Annotated in this window: 13 protein-coding genes and 1 pseudogene; 8 read left to right on the forward strand and 6 right to left on the reverse strand. The window is 50.8% G+C overall.

The genetic code is table 11. The features are described 5' to 3' along the window. Positions 1–3: 3 nt before the first annotated feature. A complete protein-coding gene (locus GN241_06360; protein ID XAT59199.1) occupies positions 4–1101 on the forward strand; it encodes a gfo/Idh/MocA family oxidoreductase in 1098 nt (365 codons plus the stop codon). Here the strand turns inward: GN241_06360 and GN241_06365 are convergent. Together GN241_06365 and GN241_06370 are read right to left on the reverse strand one after the other, a co-directional pair. Then, entirely contained in the window at positions 1098–2561 is a 1464-nt protein-coding gene (locus GN241_06365; GenBank protein ID XAT57021.1) for a sensor histidine kinase, read from the reverse strand. The genes GN241_06360 and GN241_06365 overlap by 4 nt on opposite strands. Then, positions 2558–3298 (reverse strand): response regulator, encoded by a 741-nt coding sequence (locus GN241_06370; GenBank protein XAT57022.1) that lies wholly within the window; start codon positions 3296–3298, stop codon positions 2558–2560. Before GN241_06370 ends, GN241_06365 begins: the two co-directional genes overlap by 4 nt. 217 nt (positions 3299–3515) lie before the next feature. Here GN241_06370 and GN241_06375 point away from each other — a divergent pair, with 217 nt between their 5' ends. The 5 genes from GN241_06375 to GN241_06395 all read left to right on the forward strand — a co-directional run bounded on the left by GN241_06375 (position 3516) and on the right by GN241_06395 (position 9095). Continuing rightward, the gene (locus tag GN241_06375) at positions 3516–4763 is read left to right on the forward strand and encodes an extracellular solute-binding protein (GenBank protein XAT57023.1); all 1248 of its coding nucleotides are present in this window, start codon (positions 3516–3518) and stop codon (positions 4761–4763) included. Between the two features lie 57 nt (positions 4764–4820). After that, positions 4821–5693, forward strand: a complete 873-nt coding sequence (locus tag GN241_06380) for an ABC transporter permease subunit (protein ID XAT57024.1) — start codon at positions 4821–4823, stop codon at positions 5691–5693. Continuing rightward, complete coding sequence (locus GN241_06385; protein XAT57025.1) at positions 5686–6579, forward strand: ABC transporter permease subunit; 894 nt, start codon at positions 5686–5688, stop codon at positions 6577–6579. The genes GN241_06380 and GN241_06385 overlap by 8 nt, the downstream gene beginning before the upstream one ends. A 5-nt stretch (positions 6580–6584) precedes the next feature. Continuing rightward, positions 6585–7685 (forward strand): sn-glycerol-3-phosphate ABC transporter ATP-binding protein UgpC, encoded by a 1101-nt coding sequence (ugpC, locus tag GN241_06390; protein XAT57026.1) that lies wholly within the window; start codon positions 6585–6587, stop codon positions 7683–7685. 282 nt (positions 7686–7967) lie between these two features. Beyond that, on the forward strand, positions 7968–9095 hold the full coding sequence (locus GN241_06395) for an oxidoreductase (GenBank protein XAT57027.1): 1128 nt from the start codon (positions 7968–7970) through the stop codon (positions 9093–9095). Positions 9096–9290: 195 nt separating this feature from the next. On the opposite strand, the gene GN241_06400 is transcribed toward GN241_06395, so the two are convergent. From GN241_06400 to GN241_06410, 3 genes are read right to left on the reverse strand one after another with little or no spacing between them, the layout of a single operon-like run. After that, a complete protein-coding gene (locus GN241_06400; protein XAT57028.1) occupies positions 9291–10073 on the reverse strand; it encodes an SDR family oxidoreductase in 783 nt (260 codons plus the stop codon). A gap of 21 nt (positions 10074–10094) precedes the next feature. Then, positions 10095–11030, reverse strand: coding sequence for a 3-keto-5-aminohexanoate cleavage protein (locus GN241_06405; protein XAT57029.1), 936 nt, complete (start codon positions 11028–11030; stop codon positions 10095–10097). Position 11031: 1 nt separating this feature from the next. Beyond that, the gene (locus GN241_06410) at positions 11032–11964 is read right to left on the reverse strand and encodes a 3-hydroxyacyl-CoA dehydrogenase (protein ID XAT59200.1); all 933 of its coding nucleotides are present in this window, start codon (positions 11962–11964) and stop codon (positions 11032–11034) included. A gap of 402 nt (positions 11965–12366) precedes the next feature. On the opposite strand from GN241_06410, the pseudogene GN241_06415 reads away from it, so the two are divergent. Both GN241_06415 and GN241_06420 read left to right on the forward strand, forming a co-directional pair. Next, a pseudogene (locus GN241_06415) lies at positions 12367–13250 on the forward strand (AEC family transporter). 171 nt (positions 13251–13421) lie between these two features. After that, entirely contained in the window at positions 13422–14738 is a 1317-nt protein-coding gene (locus GN241_06420; protein XAT57030.1) for a flagellar biosynthesis protein FlgA, read from the forward strand. A gap of 2 nt (positions 14739–14740) precedes the next feature. On the opposite strand, the gene GN241_06425 is transcribed toward GN241_06420, so the two are convergent. After that, positions 14741–15451 (reverse strand): hypothetical protein, encoded by a 711-nt coding sequence (locus GN241_06425; GenBank protein XAT57031.1) that lies wholly within the window; start codon positions 15449–15451, stop codon positions 14741–14743. Between the last annotated feature and the right edge of the window lie 131 nt (positions 15452–15582).

The raw sequence follows: 15582 nt of genomic DNA on the forward strand, positions 1-15582 counted from the left end.
GGAATGGTTGGCGGTGGCCAAGGCGCGTTTATTGGCGGCGTCCACCGAATGGCTGCGCGGCTTGATGGGCGTTGGGAATTGGTGGCCGGGGCTTTGTCATCCCACCCCGCGCGTGCAGAGGCTTCGGCTAAGGAATTGGGCTTGGACCCAAAGCGATCTTACCAAAGCTATGCTGAGATGGCTGTGCAAGAAGCCGCCCGCGCCGATGGGATTGATGCAGTTGCCATCGTCACGCCCAATCATATGCATGCGGGGCCAGCCATAGCTTTTTTAGAAGCGGGTATTCACGTGATTTGTGATAAACCTTTGGCGGCCACGTCTGAACAAGCTCAGCTCATCGATGCGGCGGTAAGGGCGTCGAAGGCGCATTTTATTCTCACGCATAATTACACGGGCTATCCGGTGATCCGGCAGGCGCGCAAATTGGTGGAAAACGGCGAATTGGGCGAAATTCGGGTGATTCAGGCGGAATATGCGCAAGATTGGTTGAGCGAAGCTGCGGATAACAAGCAGGCAGATTGGCGGGTAAATCCCGAAAAATCTGGCGCGGGCGCCATTGGTGACATCGGCACACATGCTTTAAACTTGGCCAGTTTTGTATCGGGTTTGCACCCTCAAGCGCTTTGTGCGGATTTGCACAGTTTTGTGGATGGCCGCCGTGTGGATGACAATGCCCATATTATGCTGCGGTTTGAGAAGGGGGCAAAAGGTATGCTTTGGGCCAGTCAAGTTGCGGTAGGGTGCGAGAATACGCTGACATTACGGATTTACGGCGAGAAAGCCGGTTTGGAATGGCAGCAAGAAAACCCAAATCAATTGAGCTTTACGCGCTTTGGGCAGGCCAAACAGCTGCTCACCAGAGGCGGGGCAGGGTTTGGAGAAACTGCCGGCGATTGGACCCGCATTCCCCCTGGTCATCCCGAAGGCTATCTAGAGGGGTTTGCAACGCTCTATAGCGACGCGGCTGACTTAATCTCCGGCGTCGGCGCGGGTGAGCTTTTGCCCAATTTAGACGCGGGTCTGGCGGGAATGTGGTTTATTCAAGCCTGTCAAAAAAGCTCTGAACAGGGGGCTGTTTGGGTGTCTCGAGCAGGGGATTAACGTTGAATTGTAAAGCGTACATTTAAGCCTTGCGCCCCCTGCTCGAAGGTGAGCGAGCCTTCATGCTGCGTTGCAATTGTGTCTACAATCGTGAGGCCCAAGCCAAAGCCAGGGTTGGCTTTGCTATTCTCACCGCGTGAAAAAGGCGTTGTTAGCTTTGCGATTAACTCAGGGTCAATGCGTCCGCCCTGGTCGGCGATGGTCAGATGTGCCTGGGTGGCGTTCGCCTCAAGCGTCACATGCGCGCGGCGGCCATATTTAAGCGCATTTTCGATTAAATTCGTGGCAGCACGGCGCAGCGCCAGTGGCCGTGCGGTCACGATGACCTGATGCAGCCCGTCCATGTTAAAAGCGCGGCTGCGCGGGTTACGATCAAACACACTATGCTGCATTTTGATTTTCACCGGGGGTTCCCCCGCCAGCGTGACCGGGTGGCCAAGATCTTGATAATCATCCACGATGGCCGATATCAAGGCGCGTAAAGACAGCCGTCTTGGCCGCTCTGCGCTTAGCTCTGAGCGCGTATAGTTCAATATGCTGTCGATCATATGCGTCATTTGATCGATATCCCGCTCAAGCTTTTGTCGTAGCTCTTCATCTTCAATAAGTGCGATTCGAAGCCGGGCCCGAGTGGCCGGTGTTCCCAGATCATGGCTCACGGCTGAAAGAACCATCGCGCGCTTTTCCAGCGCGTCTCGTTCTCGTTCTCGATAGGCTTCCACCTGGTTCGCGATTTCCAGCAGTTCAAGGGGGCCTTCCACCGGTGAGGTTTCATTTATATCGCTGCGCCTTTGCGCGCCAAGCAGCGCGGCATAGGCGCTAAAATTGGCAGCCACATCTTGCAGGCGCAAAATCAAAAACCCTAGCCCGAGCAAGGCCAAAAGCACCGCATGCGGGCGTCGGTCTATTGGGGCGGCGTCACAGCCCCAAACCTTCGACCCGTCGATTTTATACCAATACCCGTCTTGATAACGCGCAAAAAGGATCGGGTCCGAGCAGTATGAGGCCAATAAGCGGGTCACATCGCCAAGCGCAACTGCCGCGGATCCGTCTTTCGTTTTGGCGATTTCTCTAACTGGATATTGCAGATCTGAGGATACAATTGCCAGCGATAAAGTTTCTTGGGTTCGCAGCTTCGGACCGCTGACTTTCAGCGAAAATACCGTGACGTACGGCGTTGCGGATTGATCGGTCAAAAGCCCAAATTTTCCTTTATTTGCGCTCAGAATATCATTTGGTTTGAGTTGGGTTATCCCCAGATCAGAGGGTGGGCTTGCCTGTTCTCGAAGAATATCTGACAGCCTAAGGCCGCTGTTGAAGGCCCGCTGCAAATGGCTTTGCCAGGCGGCATGGCTGTGCATCCAAATCCAAACCGATCCAGCCCCGATTGTAGCGGCGAGCATAATCAAAACAATTCCTGTAATACGCAGGGAATTAAATTTTCGCGGCCACATCCTCATGCGCTGGTGCGATCCACATCCGTTGCGAAAATATATCCAACGCCGCGTTCTGTTTTTAGAAGTTGTGGTTCTTTTGGATTGTTTTCAATTTTCTGTCGAAGCCGTCCGACCAAAACATCCAAAGCCCGCCCTGACACATCGCTCGGTTCATTTTCAATATCTTTTGTAACATCCATTGCCGATAAGATTTCGTCGCGTGTCAGAGGAATATGTGGGTTGGCAAGTAACACTTTTAAAAGCGCGGTTTCGCGGCGCGAAAGCACCACTTGAAATCCTGACGGAGATTGGACTTCATCGCGTTTTCCATCATATTGCCAACCCGAAAAAAAATATTGCGATGTGTTGCGGCGATAATTCAAAGAGGCAGAGCGTTGGCCGCGCCGCAGTACTGCGCGAATGCGCGCGAGCAGTAAATCGGGGTTGAAAGGCTTGGCGATATAATCGTCGGCACCAACCTCATAGCCTTGCATTCGCTGGTGATCAGCCGAAAGTGCAGATACAAGAATAATCGGCACATCATGCGTATTGCGCAGGTTAGCGCAGATCTGAACCCCGTTTTCATCGCCAAGCATCACGTCTAAGAGGACCAGATCAATGCGGCCTTTTTCCAGATGGGCTTTTACATCCCGGCCGGTGGCCGCGGCCATCACCATATAACCGGATTTGCGCAGATATTGCGTCATCATGCTGCGCATATCATCATCATCATCCACCACCAAAAGCCGTTGTATTGCCATTTCATGCCTTTATCTTGCTAAAAGAGTTATCTGTGCTTTTCGCTGCTATCGATGTAACACTGTGCAACAAATTCCAGTCGAAGGTAACAGTTTGTAACAAAAGAAACGAAAAACTAACGATCGGCTGCTGTAAACCAAATCTTGGCGGTTGAACTTCGTGATGGGGCGGGCAATGCATCTGCATTCGTCGCGTTGGGCGACATTTTGGGAGGAAATTATGACCTTAAAATCTGCTCTGGCAGCATCCGCTGCTGTAAGTATTATTTCTGCAACCGCTGGCTTTGCGGGACCGGAAGCCGAAGTTTTGCATTGGTGGACATCCGGCGGTGAAGCCAAGTCAGTTGCCGTTTTGCAAGAAGAATTTGCCTCAAAGGGTGGCACATGGACAGATATGCCCGTTGCGGGCGGCGGCGGCGATGCAGCGATGACAGCGTTGCGCGCGCGGGTTCTTTCTGGCAACGCGCCAACGGCGGTTCAGTTGAAAGGCCCCGCCATTCAAGAATGGTATGAAGAGGGTGTTTTGGCGGATATCTCATCGGTTGCCCAAGCCAATGGCTGGGCCGATGTTCTGCCAGCGTCAATCGCGGGCCACATGAAATGCGAAGGCACATGGTGCGCGGCGCCGGTCAACGTACATCGCATCGATTGGATCTGGGCGAATGCCGCGATCTTGGAAGCCAATGGCATTGCTATGCCAACCACATGGGCCGAGTTTAACGCAGCTGCCGAAAAACTTCAGGCCGCGGGCATCACGCCTTTGGCGCATGGTGGACAAGCTTGGCAAGATGCAACCGTTTTTGAAGCTGTCGCATTGGGCGTTGGGGGAGCAGAGTTCTTCCAAAAAGCGTTCGTGGACCTTGATGAGGCAACTTTAACTTCGGACACAATGAAAGCCGTATTCGACCAAATGCGCACGATGCGCGGTTTTGTTGACTCGAATTTCTCTGGTCGCGACTGGAACTTGGCAACAGCCATGGTGATGAATGGCGAAGCTGCTTTCCAAATCATGGGAGACTGGGCCAAAGGTGAATTCCTTGCAGCAGGCAAAGAGCCTGGCAAAGATTTCCTCTGCGCCTCAACCCCTGGTGAGGGCTTCCTCTATAATGTAGACAGCTTTGCAATGTTCGATGTTGCGGGCGATGACAAAACGGCCGGTCAGCTGCTTTTGGCGGAATTGATCGTAGGCAAGAACTTCCAGAAGGTTTTCAACCTGAACAAAGGCTCAATTCCAGCCCGTACAGATGTTGCCTTGGATGAGTTTGACAGCTGCGCGCATACATCGGCAAAAGATATGGCCGACAGCAACGCCGGTGGATCATTATTGCCAAGCTATGCTCACGGTATGGCCTTGCGTGGAGCACAATCTGGCGCAATTACCGATGTTGTGACATCGCATTTCAACTCTGACATGTCCTCAGATGACGCCGTTCAGATGTTGCTGCAAGCTGTTCAAAACAGCATGTAAATGCAAGTCGCCTTGCCCGATAGCTTCGGGCAAGGCAGTTTTTTCTGGAGAAATATGATGACTGAGTGGCTTGAACGCCATATGCCCAAATTCGTAATGGCGCCGTCTTTCGTGGCCATTTTGATTTTTGTGTACGGATTTATCGGGTGGACCGCTTGGGTGTCATTCACCAAATCACGCCTTCTGCCGAAATATGATATCGTGGGAACGATCCAATATGACAGGTTGTTTCAGTCGCCCCGCTGGGAAACCGCGATCAATAATCTGTATGTTTTTGGCATCTTATTCATCGTGATTTCTATGTTTCTTGGTCTGGTACTGGCCATTTTTCTGGATCAAAAAATTCGGGTTGAAGGGGTTATTCGTACAATTTACCTTTACCCTATGGCGCTTTCAATGATCGTGACGGGCACGGCTTGGAAATGGATTTTGAACCCTGGCCTTGGTATCGAGGCAACGGTGAAGAAATGGGGGTATGAAAATTTTACCTTCGATTGGTTGGTTAATTCTGACATGGCCATTTACACGGTGGTTCTTGCCGGGGTGTGGCAATCTTCCGGATTTGTGATGGCGCTGTTTTTGGCTGGCCTCCGCTCCGTAGACGAAGAGATCATTAAAGCCGCACAAGTGGATGGTATTCCAACATGGCGCATTTATTCGGCGATCATCATTCCCTCTATGGCCCCAATCTTCTTGTCAGCCTTTATCGTTCTATCGCATTTGGCGATTAAAAGCTTTGATTTGGTGATTGCGCTTACCGGCGGTGGGCCGGGTTATGCAACAGATCTGCCAGCAACCTATATGTATACGATGGCGTTTTCTCGCGGTGATATCGGGCAAGCTGCCAGTTCAGCCATGATTATGATGGCCGTGGTATTCACGATTGTGGTTCCTTATCTCTATTCCGAATTGCGGGCGAAAAATGACTGATCTTTCCAACCCTCATATGGCCAAAAAACAATCTTTTGGCACGGTGGCGCTGCGATGGTTGCTGTATCTGTTCTTAGGCCTCTTCGTCGTTTATTATCTGATGCCCTTGTTCGTGATGGTCACGACATCGTTGAAAAGCCTTGAAGAAATTCGCACCGGCTCGTTGGTCGCCTTGCCCAGAGTTATTACGTTTGAGGCTTGGCAAACGGCATGGTCCAGCGCTTGTACGGGCATTCAATGTGAAGGGCTTCAACCCTATTTTTGGAATTCAGTTTTACTGGCTGTGCCTGCTGTGATTTTATCTACGTTGATCGGTGCGCTCAACGGATATGTGGTTGCGCAATGGCAATTCCGCGGCGCCAACCTGATTTTCTCATTGATGCTTTTTGGCTGTTTCATCCCGTTTCAAGTGGTGCTGTTGCCCATGGCGCGGATGCTTGGGCTTATGGGGCTTGCAGGATCAATTCCGGGATTGATTTTCGTTCACGTTGTGTACGGGATCGGCTTTACAACGCTGTTTTTCAGAAACTATTACGTTTCAATCCCTGCAGAATTGGTGAAGGCGGCGAAGGTAGATGGGGCAGGCTTCTATCGCATATTTTGGTCTATCTTTTTACCCTTATCGCTGCCCATCATCGTGGTCACCGTGATCTGGCAGTTCACTCAAATTTGGAACGATTTTTTATTCGGCGTGTCGTTCAGCCAAGCTGGCACACAGCCGATCACAGTTGCGCTAAACAATATCGTAAACTCAACCACCGGCGTTAAAGAATATAATGTTGATATGGCCGCAGCGATTATTGCTGCCCTGCCTACATTGCTTGTCTACGTGGTTGCTGGAAAATACTTCATTCGCGGTTTGACCGCAGGCTCGGTCAAAGGATAACGACTATGTCACCTGTTTTGGATATCAGAAATCTATCTAAGAATTTCGGCTCAATCGAAATTTTGAAAAATATCAATATTTCTATCGACGAGGGCGATTTTTTGGTTCTCGTTGGCCCTTCTGGATGCGGGAAATCGACCTTGCTCAATTGCATTGCGGGGCTGGAGCCGATCAGCAATGGTGGGATTACGATCAGCGGGCAGGATATGACCCATGTCAGCCCTAAGGATCGCAATATCGCAATGGTGTTTCAATCTTATGCGCTCTACCCCACCATGTCGGTTGCGAAAAATATCACGTTTGGGATGAAAGTGCGCGGCGTTGATAAAGAGGTCCAAGCACAAAAATTGCAGGAGGTGTCACGCCAGCTGCAAATTGAACCATTGTTGAACCGGCGGCCGGGGCAACTGTCCGGTGGGCAACGCCAAAGGGTGGCCATGGGGCGGGCGTTGGTGCGAGATCCAAAGCTGTTTTTATTTGATGAGCCTTTGTCAAACCTCGATGCAAAACTGCGCGTTGAAATGCGCACCGAGATTAAGAAGCTGCACCAATCCTTGGGGGCCTCGATGGTTTATGTAACGCATGATCAGATCGAAGCGATGACCCTGGCGACAAAGATTGTTGTTATGAAAAGTGGTGTTATCCAGCAAATCGGTACGCCTGCAGAAATTTACAACCGGCCCGCAAATCTATTTGTAGCAGATTTTATGGGCTCGCCTGCGATGAATTTGGTGCCCGCTTCAACGTCAAAGACATCTTCTGGTTTTGATATTATTATTCGCCGTGATGGAGAAGATCCTCTGGTTTTGGCAGATACCAAAGCGCGTGATCTTCCCAGCGAAGTGATGCTTGGCTTGCGCCCAGAAGACATCACTGATGGTCAATTCCGCAATGGTTCGGCAAAACCAATGGCGCCTTGCAAAGTGAGCGTTGTCGAGCCGGCAGGGGCCGATACATTTGTCGTGCTCAGCCTTGGCGGAAAAGAAGTTACGGCGCGGCTTCAGGCGGAAACCTCAGCCGAAGCAGGGAAGTCGATGGAGTTTTGTTTTGATCTGAATAAGGCATCTTATTTTGATCGCGATACGGGCCATCGCCTGTCAGTTTAGGGCTGTTTTAAGTTTTCTCCTCGCATCGCTGCGTTACGCGTTGCTGTCTGGCTTAGGTTTAAAGGCCTTAAAGCGCTGGGCGCTATGGCTTTTTCAACAGTGGGTTTTTGCCGCCCCTTTGCAGGGCTGTTAGCAAAGCCGTTATTTTGGCACTATAAAGTTTCATAGTCTCTGATAGTCTTCCCTCTATCACAGGGCGAGGCAGGTTATGAAAGCGCAGACTATAAAAAATGGGTGCAATCCCATCTCTTTTTACCGCCGTAATTTGGTTGGGTGTTGATAATGGGCAGCCGGCTTTTTTCGCCCATTTCTTTGGCAGATGTTGAACTGCGCAATCGCATCATTGTGGCGCCAATGTGTCAATATAGCGCGGATGCAGGATGCGCTACGGATTGGCATTTAATGCATTTGGGGCAGTTCGCGGTGTCTGGTGTGGGGCTGATCTTTACCGAAGCGGTTGGGGTGGAAATGGCGGGTCGGATCACTCCGGGATGTTTAAGCTTGTGCTCGGATGCGCAGGAGAGCAGCTTGAAACGCGTGGTTGATTTTTGTCAAAAATTTGGTAACGCCAAATTGGGAATACAGCTTGCCCATGCTGGACGCAAAGGATCAACGGATCTGCCCTGGAATGGTGGGAAGCCCATTTCACCAAATGAGCCGCGCGGATGGCAAACTGATGGTCCGTCAGCATTGCCGTATGCGCCTCTAGGGTGGGATGCGCCTGCCGCGTTGGATCAGGCTGGGCTGCTGCGAATCAAGAATGCCTTTGTGAGCGCCGCGGAGCGCGCCGACCGCATCGGGTTTGATGTTGCGGAACTGCATGCCGCGCATGGGTATTTGTTGCATCAGTTTCTTTCGCCCTTAAGCAACCTGCGCGCGGATGAGTATGGAGGAAGTTTGCAAGGTCGCATGCGGTTTCCTTTGGCTGTGTTCGAGGCAGTGCGCGAAATCTGGCCCAAACATAAGGCTTTGGGCGTGCGGATTTCGGCCACCGATTGGGTCGCCCGCTCAAGCTGGACACTCGCTGAATCGCAGATCTTTGCCGAAGAGTTGAAAACCCGTGGCTGCGATTTCATCGATGTGTCAAGCGCGGGGAATTCGCCAGAGCAAGAGATAGATGCCGGCCCAGGCTATCAAACCGGATTTGCCGCGGAGATTAAGCGCATAACCGGTATGCCGACAATGGCGGTTGGTCAAATCACCGATCCAAAACAGGCCGAGGCGGTGCTGCGTTCGGGGCAGGCTGATATGGTTTCGCTTGGACGTGCGATGTTAAACAACCCGCGTTGGGCGTGGCAGGCGGCAGAAAGCCTGAATGCGAAAGCTGCATATCCCCCTCAATATAGGCGCTCGAACAAAGCCTTTCTAGCTTTGCCGGTGCCGGGAAACCCGCCGGTTGCCACAAAATGAAACGGGCATTGTCAGCCCCTGACGTTGTGTTAAAAAAACGTTTCTATCTGCTCAGATCATTAAAACGATAAGCGTTTTAAAAAGCTGCGCTTGGCAGGGCGCCAGGCCGATAGGCCGTTTTAAACCGAAATTGGGGCTTCAAAACACAGCAATGCCGGCTAAAAAAAGGCGCCGCGCCTTGACAGGATTGGGCGATTATAATGTTTCTACATTGCCACAGATGCTAATCGCTTGTCCGGATATGTTGCGGCCAAGAGGCGAGGCAAGAAAGATGGCTTGGTCGGCAACATCTTGCGCGCTGACCATGCGTCGAAGCGATATCTTCTGCAGGTAGTCTTGCTCCATATCTTGATAGGAAAGCTCTAGCGCGGCGGCGCGATCAGCAATCACCTTCTGCATTCTTGGCCCCTTCACGATGCCCGGCAACAACGCGTTGGCGCGTATTCCGCTTGGGCCCAATTCGATTGCTAAGCTTTTCACCAAACCAATTATGGCCCATTTGGTGGCAGAATAAGGCGTTCGATAGCCATAGCCCAAGCGCCCTGCAACCGATGATATGCAGATAATTGAGGCGTTCTGAGACCGCTTCAGAAACGGCATCGCGTATTTTGTGCAGTAAAATTGACCATTGAGATTTACATCCACGGTGTCGCGCCATTTGGTGCTTTCAATATCTTCTATGGCGCCGGTTGGGCCTGCAATGCCTGCGTTGTTCACCAAAACGTCCACGCCGCCCATTTCAGTGGCCGCCTTTTTAAATAATCGCGCCACCTGCTCTTCATGGGCGATATCGCAATGGCTGCGACCCCAATCGGGATGGCTGGCTTTCACGTCACTCAAGGCTGAGTTATCTGCGTCGCAGATATGGATTTGAGCACCATAAGAGGCAAAACTTTCTGCAATCACCCGCCCAATCCCGTTGCCACCCGCCGTGACCAAGACTTTTAAATCTTTACATAAATTTGTCTGAAAACCCATAATCTTGTCCTTAGTGGCGGTTCAAAAATTAACCCGGTCAGCGCCTTTTAATTCCAGCATCTCTCTGGTCTGCGCAGGAGTGGCGATATTCAAAGAAAGGCCTTCGAGAATTTGCCGTATTTTGGTAACTTGATCTGCGTTGGATTTTGCCAATTCTTTAGGCGCGATCCATAAGGAATCTTCTAATCCGACACGCACATTTGCCCCTTGCGCAGCGCCCATGGCAGCCAATGGCATTTGATGGCGCCCGGCTCCGAGGATTGACCATTGATACTCGGACCCAAATAAGCGATCCGCGGTGCGCTTCATATGCATCAGGTCTTCAGGATGCGCGCCAATACCGCCAAGCAGACCAAAAACAGATTGAATAAATAAAGGCGTTTTGGCCAAACCGCGATCAACGAAATGCGCCACATTATACAGATGCGAAATATCGTAGCATTCAAATTCAAAGCGCGTACCATTTTCATTGCCGATGCGCAGGATTGTTTCGATGTCTTGGAAGGTGTTTTTGAAGACAAGGTCGCGAGAGTTTTCTAGGTTTTCGCGTTCCCATGTATGGGTGAAGTGATCAAAGCGATCCAGCATAGGATAAAGCCCAAAATTCATTGACCCCATATTCAAGGACGCTACTTCTGGTTGAAAGGTTGTGGCCGGCTGCATCCGTTCTGCCACGCTCATATGCGGACTGCCTCCGGTGGTGATGTTGATGACGGCATCTGTCGCTTGTTTTATCCGCGGCAGAAATTGTTCAAAAACGCGGGGGTCTTGGCTAGGTTTCCCTGTGTCAGGATCGCGCGCATGCAGATGTAAAATGGAAGCGCCCGCTTCGGCGGCTGCAATCGCAGCGGCCGTGATTTCATCTGGTGTTACCGGCAGATAAGGTGACATGCTGGGGGTGTGGATCGCACCGGTCACGGCGCAGGTGATAATTACATTGCGGTTGGGTTTGCTCATTTTAGCGATCCTGCTTTTGTTTATGTGCGGCCAGCGCGGCCAAGCGCGCATCACGCCAATACTGGCGCTGGTTCAGATCTTTTATATCCAGCGCAGCGCGTCTTTCCTGCGCTATTTTATCAATAGCCGCTTTGCTCCAGTCAGGGCTAGCCAGCGGCGGCTCTGCCATCGCGCGATACATCGCGCCGTAACGGGCCGCATAATCAGCCAACCCGCCGGGTGCGTTTAAATCGATGGTTTCAAATGGCCCCATAAAGGACCAGCGCATGCCCAAACCATCGCGGATTGTTTTATCGATATCCTCAGCTGAGGCGATCCCGGCCTGCGAGAGGCGCAACGCTTCATTGAGCAAGGCGCCTTGAAGACGGTTGAGCACAAAGCCTGGTATTTCTTTATGCAACGTAATGGGAGTCTGGCCGATAGATATCATAATTTGATGGACGGTTTTAATAGTATTCGGATCGTTCCACTCGGCAGAAGAAATTTCGACAAGTGGAACCAGATGGGGTGGATTTACAGGATGCGCCACCAAAGCGCGATGTCGTCCGGAAAGATCTGCAGTAAATTGTGAGGCCATCAGGCCTGAGCTTGAGCTGGCCAATATCGCCTCTGGAGAAGCGATTTTATCCAGTTCTCCAAAGATCTTGCATTTTTCATCTAAATTTTCAGGTCCGCATTCCTGAATATAATCAGCGCCTTGAACGGCCGCTTGGAGCTCGGCTACGCAGTGAATATGCGATTGAATTTCGCTCGTGTCTGAGCACAGATGATGGGCTTCAAGCAAATTAAGTTGCGCTGCTATGCTGTCTTGCGCTGCAATACGCGCCTGCTGGTGAGGATCGTATAAACTTACGCGCCACCCGGCCCGGGCAAATACAATTGCCCATCCGCAGCCAATCAGCCCCGCCCCGATAATCGCTACTGTTTTCGACATATTTTCTGGGTTTGTTGAGACGTGCTCAGAGTTTTGCATGTAACGTGATCCCGCTGGGGTTAAAGGAAGGTATCATCATGTACCCGCGTTTCAGCCCCAGACCAGGGGCTGATTTCAAGCGAATATGTCTTTGATAAGCGCTTTTGGCAATCTTGTTTTCTGCGCGGCCTTGCAGATCCAGTTTTCGCCGTGACTGTCAGCCACGTTGGGTGGTAAGCGGCTGAGAGCAAAGCTTGTTTTGTCGATCAACAGGGTAACGCGTGTGCAGGGGGCTATGCAACCTCAACAAGCGCAACCTTTTCAAATCGCAAGGTCATTGAAACTTTTGGATATTCTGCGTAAGCCAAGAAACGGGATATTTGGCATGTTTCCGGATTTTGTTCACAAAATAGGCTTATAGAGATGTCTCTTCTTTTCTCTGTTTTAGAAGTTGTGGCGCCGGTTTTCATTCTGGCGGCTATAGGGTTTTTATGGGTGAAGCTGGGGTTTGAGTATCGGGTGCAGTTTGTTACCCGTCTGTCTATGAGTTTGGGTGTGCCTTGTTTAATTTTTACTGCGCTGATGCAAACGAAAATTGACGCTGGTTTTTTGCAAATCACCGTGTTTGCAAGCATTCTGGCCTACGCATTGGTAACATTGGTGGGTTTTGCTTTGGTCAAGTTGGCGGGCTTGGATCTGCGCACCTATTTGGGGCCATTAATTTTTGGAAATACTGGGAATGTAGGCCTTCCGTTGGCATTTTTCGCTTTTGGCGATGAAGGGTTTGGCTATGCTGTTGTGATCTTTGCAATTATGGGCATGTATTCTTTCACGGCAGGAATTTGGATCGTGTCCGGGGCGGCTCATTCTTTAAAATCGTAAAAGAGCCCCTGGTCTCGGCCACGTTTTTAGGTGCGCTGTTTTTATGGCAGGGTTGGGAAACGCCGCCGTTTTTGACCAACACTCTTGAATTGATCGGGCAAATGGCGATTCCATTAATGCTGATTACGCTTGGGGTGGCGGTGGCTCGCCTAACGCCGGGGCGGGTTTCAAAAGTGGCGTGGTTGGCGCTTATCAAATATGCCGGATGTTTGATCTGTGCTTGTGCGGCTGGATGGTGGTTTAATCTACCTGATATTGCCTTTGCCGTTTTGGTGCTGCAAGTCACAACGCCAGTCGCTGTAACATCTTATATGCTGGCAGAGAAATACGGTGCTGATGCGCAAGCGGTTGCTGGATTGGTGGTTATCTCAACCTTATTTTCGGTAGCTCTGATCCCGATCACTTTGGCCGTTTTGATCGCTTAAGCGCATAGAGAGATTTTTCGGCCTGCCAATAATGAAGCTCTGCTGCTTCGGTAAATTTGGCCTCCAGCGCGGCTGCCATCCTCAAAAAACGCAGGGGCATCGTTTTTGCTAGACAAAATTGGAACTTGGACGCGATAGTTTGTGCAACTAGGTCAAAAAAAGGAACGACATATGTTTATGTACGAGGCCTTGCTGAGCCGCGCGAAAAACCAATCTCCTATTCGCGTTGGTCTTATTGGCGCGGGAAAGTTTGGCTCTATGTTTTTGGGGCAAGTGCCCAGTACACCGGGCCTTGAGGTGGTGGCAATTGCGGATCTATTCCCGGATCAAGCAAAGGCAACTTGCGCTTCAATCGGTTGGTCAAAGGAGTTAATCGCCCAAACAATTTTCTCACAGGACGCGGTTGAAATCATGCAAAGCGTCGAGCTGGATGTGATCGTTGAAGCCACTGGAGATCCGATTGCGGGGATCACGCATGCGCGCCATGCGATTGCAAACCGTCTTCATATTGTTATGGTAAATGTGGAAGCCGATGTGCTTGCGGGAAGTTTTTTAGCGCAAGAAGCCGAAGAGGCGGGGGTTGTTTATTCGATGGCGTATGGCGATCAGCCTGCGCTGACTTGCGAATTGGTGGATTGGGCCAGATCTAGCGGGTTTCGTGTGATTGCGGCGGGCAAGGGCACCAAATATTTGCCCTCTTATCATATGTCGACACCAGATACCGTGTGGGAGCATTATGGGTTAACGCCCAGCCAGGCAGAAGCGGCTGGTATGAACAGCAAGATGTTCAATTCCTTTTTAGATGGAACCAAATCCGCATTGGAAATGGCGGCGATTTCAAATGCCACTGGATTGATGGCACCCAGTCAGGGCTTGGCCTTCCCACCTGCGGGTATGGATGATTTGGCGCATGTGCTTCGACCGCGGGCTGAAGGCGGGCAATTGGAGGCAAGCGGGCAGGTTGAAGTGGTGTCCTCTGTTGAACGGGATGGCAGGCCCGTGTTTCGAGATTTGCGCTGGGGTGTCTACGTTGTGCTAGAAGCCCCGACCGAATATGCCGCCGCATGTTTTCGCCAATATGGCATGAATACAGACGAGTCGGGCCGCTATTCAGCGATGTATAAGCCCTTTCATTTAATTGGTTTAGAGTTAAATATTTCGATCCTGTCCGCGGCTCTGCTCAATAGCCCAACGGGCAGAACCAAGGGGTTTCATGCCGATGTGGTGGCGGTGGCCAAGCGTGACCTCAGCGCCGGTGAGAGGCTGGATGGCGAGGGCGGTTATACCGTTTGGGGTAAATTATTGCCCGCGCGCACATCGCTGGAGATGGGTGCGCTTCCAATTGGCTTGGCGCATAATGTAAATCTCAAAACCAATATTGCCGCCGGCGCGTGCCTTCGTTGGGACGATATCGATATTGACGCCCGCCTCGAGGCTGTGCAAATCCGCAAGCAAATGCAACCAACCCGCGCGGATCATGTAAGCTAGGTTTAAAGAATTGTCAGCTCACCCTGTAGCAAACCAACCCGTTTTAAAAAGCCTTTGCTGCCAAGACGAGAGACTGCTTTTTGATATAAAAAATCTTCGCTTGTTTTGTTAAAGCGATCATTACTTAACACCATATAGTCATTGCGATCGGCAAATCGGATCAGCAACGCATCTGCCTTATGGCCTTTTTTCGAAACGGTGAGCATATGGCGGTCCACATCCAGTAAGCGGCTTACGGCCATTGGAACAGTTTCATTAGGTTGTAGTAAGTCGTTTTCTTTCAAAGTGCGGTAAACGCTATGGTCAAAGAAAAGATGCAGGGTGAACCCGTCTTGACGCAATTCATCGGTAAAGCGCTTCAACGTGATCAAATCCCATTGAGCAAGGCCCAAAAGGTTATTCCCATCTATCGCAAGATTGGTGACAGGAGTGGAAGAAGCTCTCGGGGCGGATGGCGGCTCAACTTCTAAACCTTGACGGATTTTTCGATAACCCCGATGCATGAGAAAAAAGGAAAATGCATAGACCACTAAGACCACAATTTTATCTGGATCGGTATATAAAAGCAGGCATAAAGAAATGGTTACAGTGCCCCAAAGCGCATTTTCACCAAAGTAGAACCCGAAACCGATCAGAGCCAAGCTGATGATAAGAGGGTAATTATAAATTACAACGTCCAGCCAGTTCATGAATTGACCAAATTTCCTTTTCATTGCGTGCCCTCACCATTTCAGCAGGGCCCAAGGTTGTAAATTGGCAAATTGCTTTTTACCTCTTCAATCGTTTTGAAAACAAATTTAAATCGCTTGCGGCGAAAGCCTCTGGCCCCGCTCAGAGATATAAG

The organism is Rhodobacteraceae bacterium IMCC1335, from assembly GCA_039640495.1.
GTDB lineage: Bacteria > Pseudomonadota > Alphaproteobacteria > Rhodobacterales > Rhodobacteraceae > Thalassovivens.

What these genes read in the sequence shown, in the direction of transcription:
- GN241_06370 (XAT57022.1), bottom strand. Translation starts at nt 3,298, where the DNA reads ATGGCAATACAACGGCTTTTGGTGGTGGATGATGATGATGATATGCGC.
- GN241_06400 (XAT57028.1), bottom strand. Translation starts at nt 10,073, where the DNA reads ATGGGTTTTCAGACAAATTTATGTAAAGATTTAAAAGTCTTGGTCACG.
- GN241_06425 (XAT57031.1), bottom strand. Translation starts at nt 15,451, where the DNA reads ATGAAAAGGAAATTTGGTCAATTCATGAACTGGCTGGACGTTGTAATT.
- GN241_06365 (XAT57021.1), bottom strand. Translation starts at nt 2,561, where the DNA reads ATGAGGATGTGGCCGCGAAAATTTAATTCCCTGCGTATTACAGGAATT.
- GN241_06360 (XAT59199.1), top strand. Translation starts at nt 4, where the DNA reads ATGGTTGGCGGTGGCCAAGGCGCGTTTATTGGCGGCGTCCACCGAATG.
- ugpC (XAT57026.1), top strand. Translation starts at nt 6,585, where the DNA reads ATGTCACCTGTTTTGGATATCAGAAATCTATCTAAGAATTTCGGCTCA.
- GN241_06385 (XAT57025.1), top strand. Translation starts at nt 5,686, where the DNA reads ATGACTGATCTTTCCAACCCTCATATGGCCAAAAAACAATCTTTTGGC.
- GN241_06420 (XAT57030.1), top strand. Translation starts at nt 13,422, where the DNA reads ATGTTTATGTACGAGGCCTTGCTGAGCCGCGCGAAAAACCAATCTCCT.
- GN241_06395 (XAT57027.1), top strand. Translation starts at nt 7,968, where the DNA reads ATGGGCAGCCGGCTTTTTTCGCCCATTTCTTTGGCAGATGTTGAACTG.
- GN241_06375 (XAT57023.1), top strand. Translation starts at nt 3,516, where the DNA reads ATGACCTTAAAATCTGCTCTGGCAGCATCCGCTGCTGTAAGTATTATT.
- GN241_06410 (XAT59200.1), bottom strand. Translation starts at nt 11,964, where the DNA reads ATGTCGAAAACAGTAGCGATTATCGGGGCGGGGCTGATTGGCTGCGGA.
- GN241_06380 (XAT57024.1), top strand. Translation starts at nt 4,821, where the DNA reads ATGACTGAGTGGCTTGAACGCCATATGCCCAAATTCGTAATGGCGCCG.
- GN241_06405 (XAT57029.1), bottom strand. Translation starts at nt 11,030, where the DNA reads ATGAGCAAACCCAACCGCAATGTAATTATCACCTGCGCCGTGACCGGT.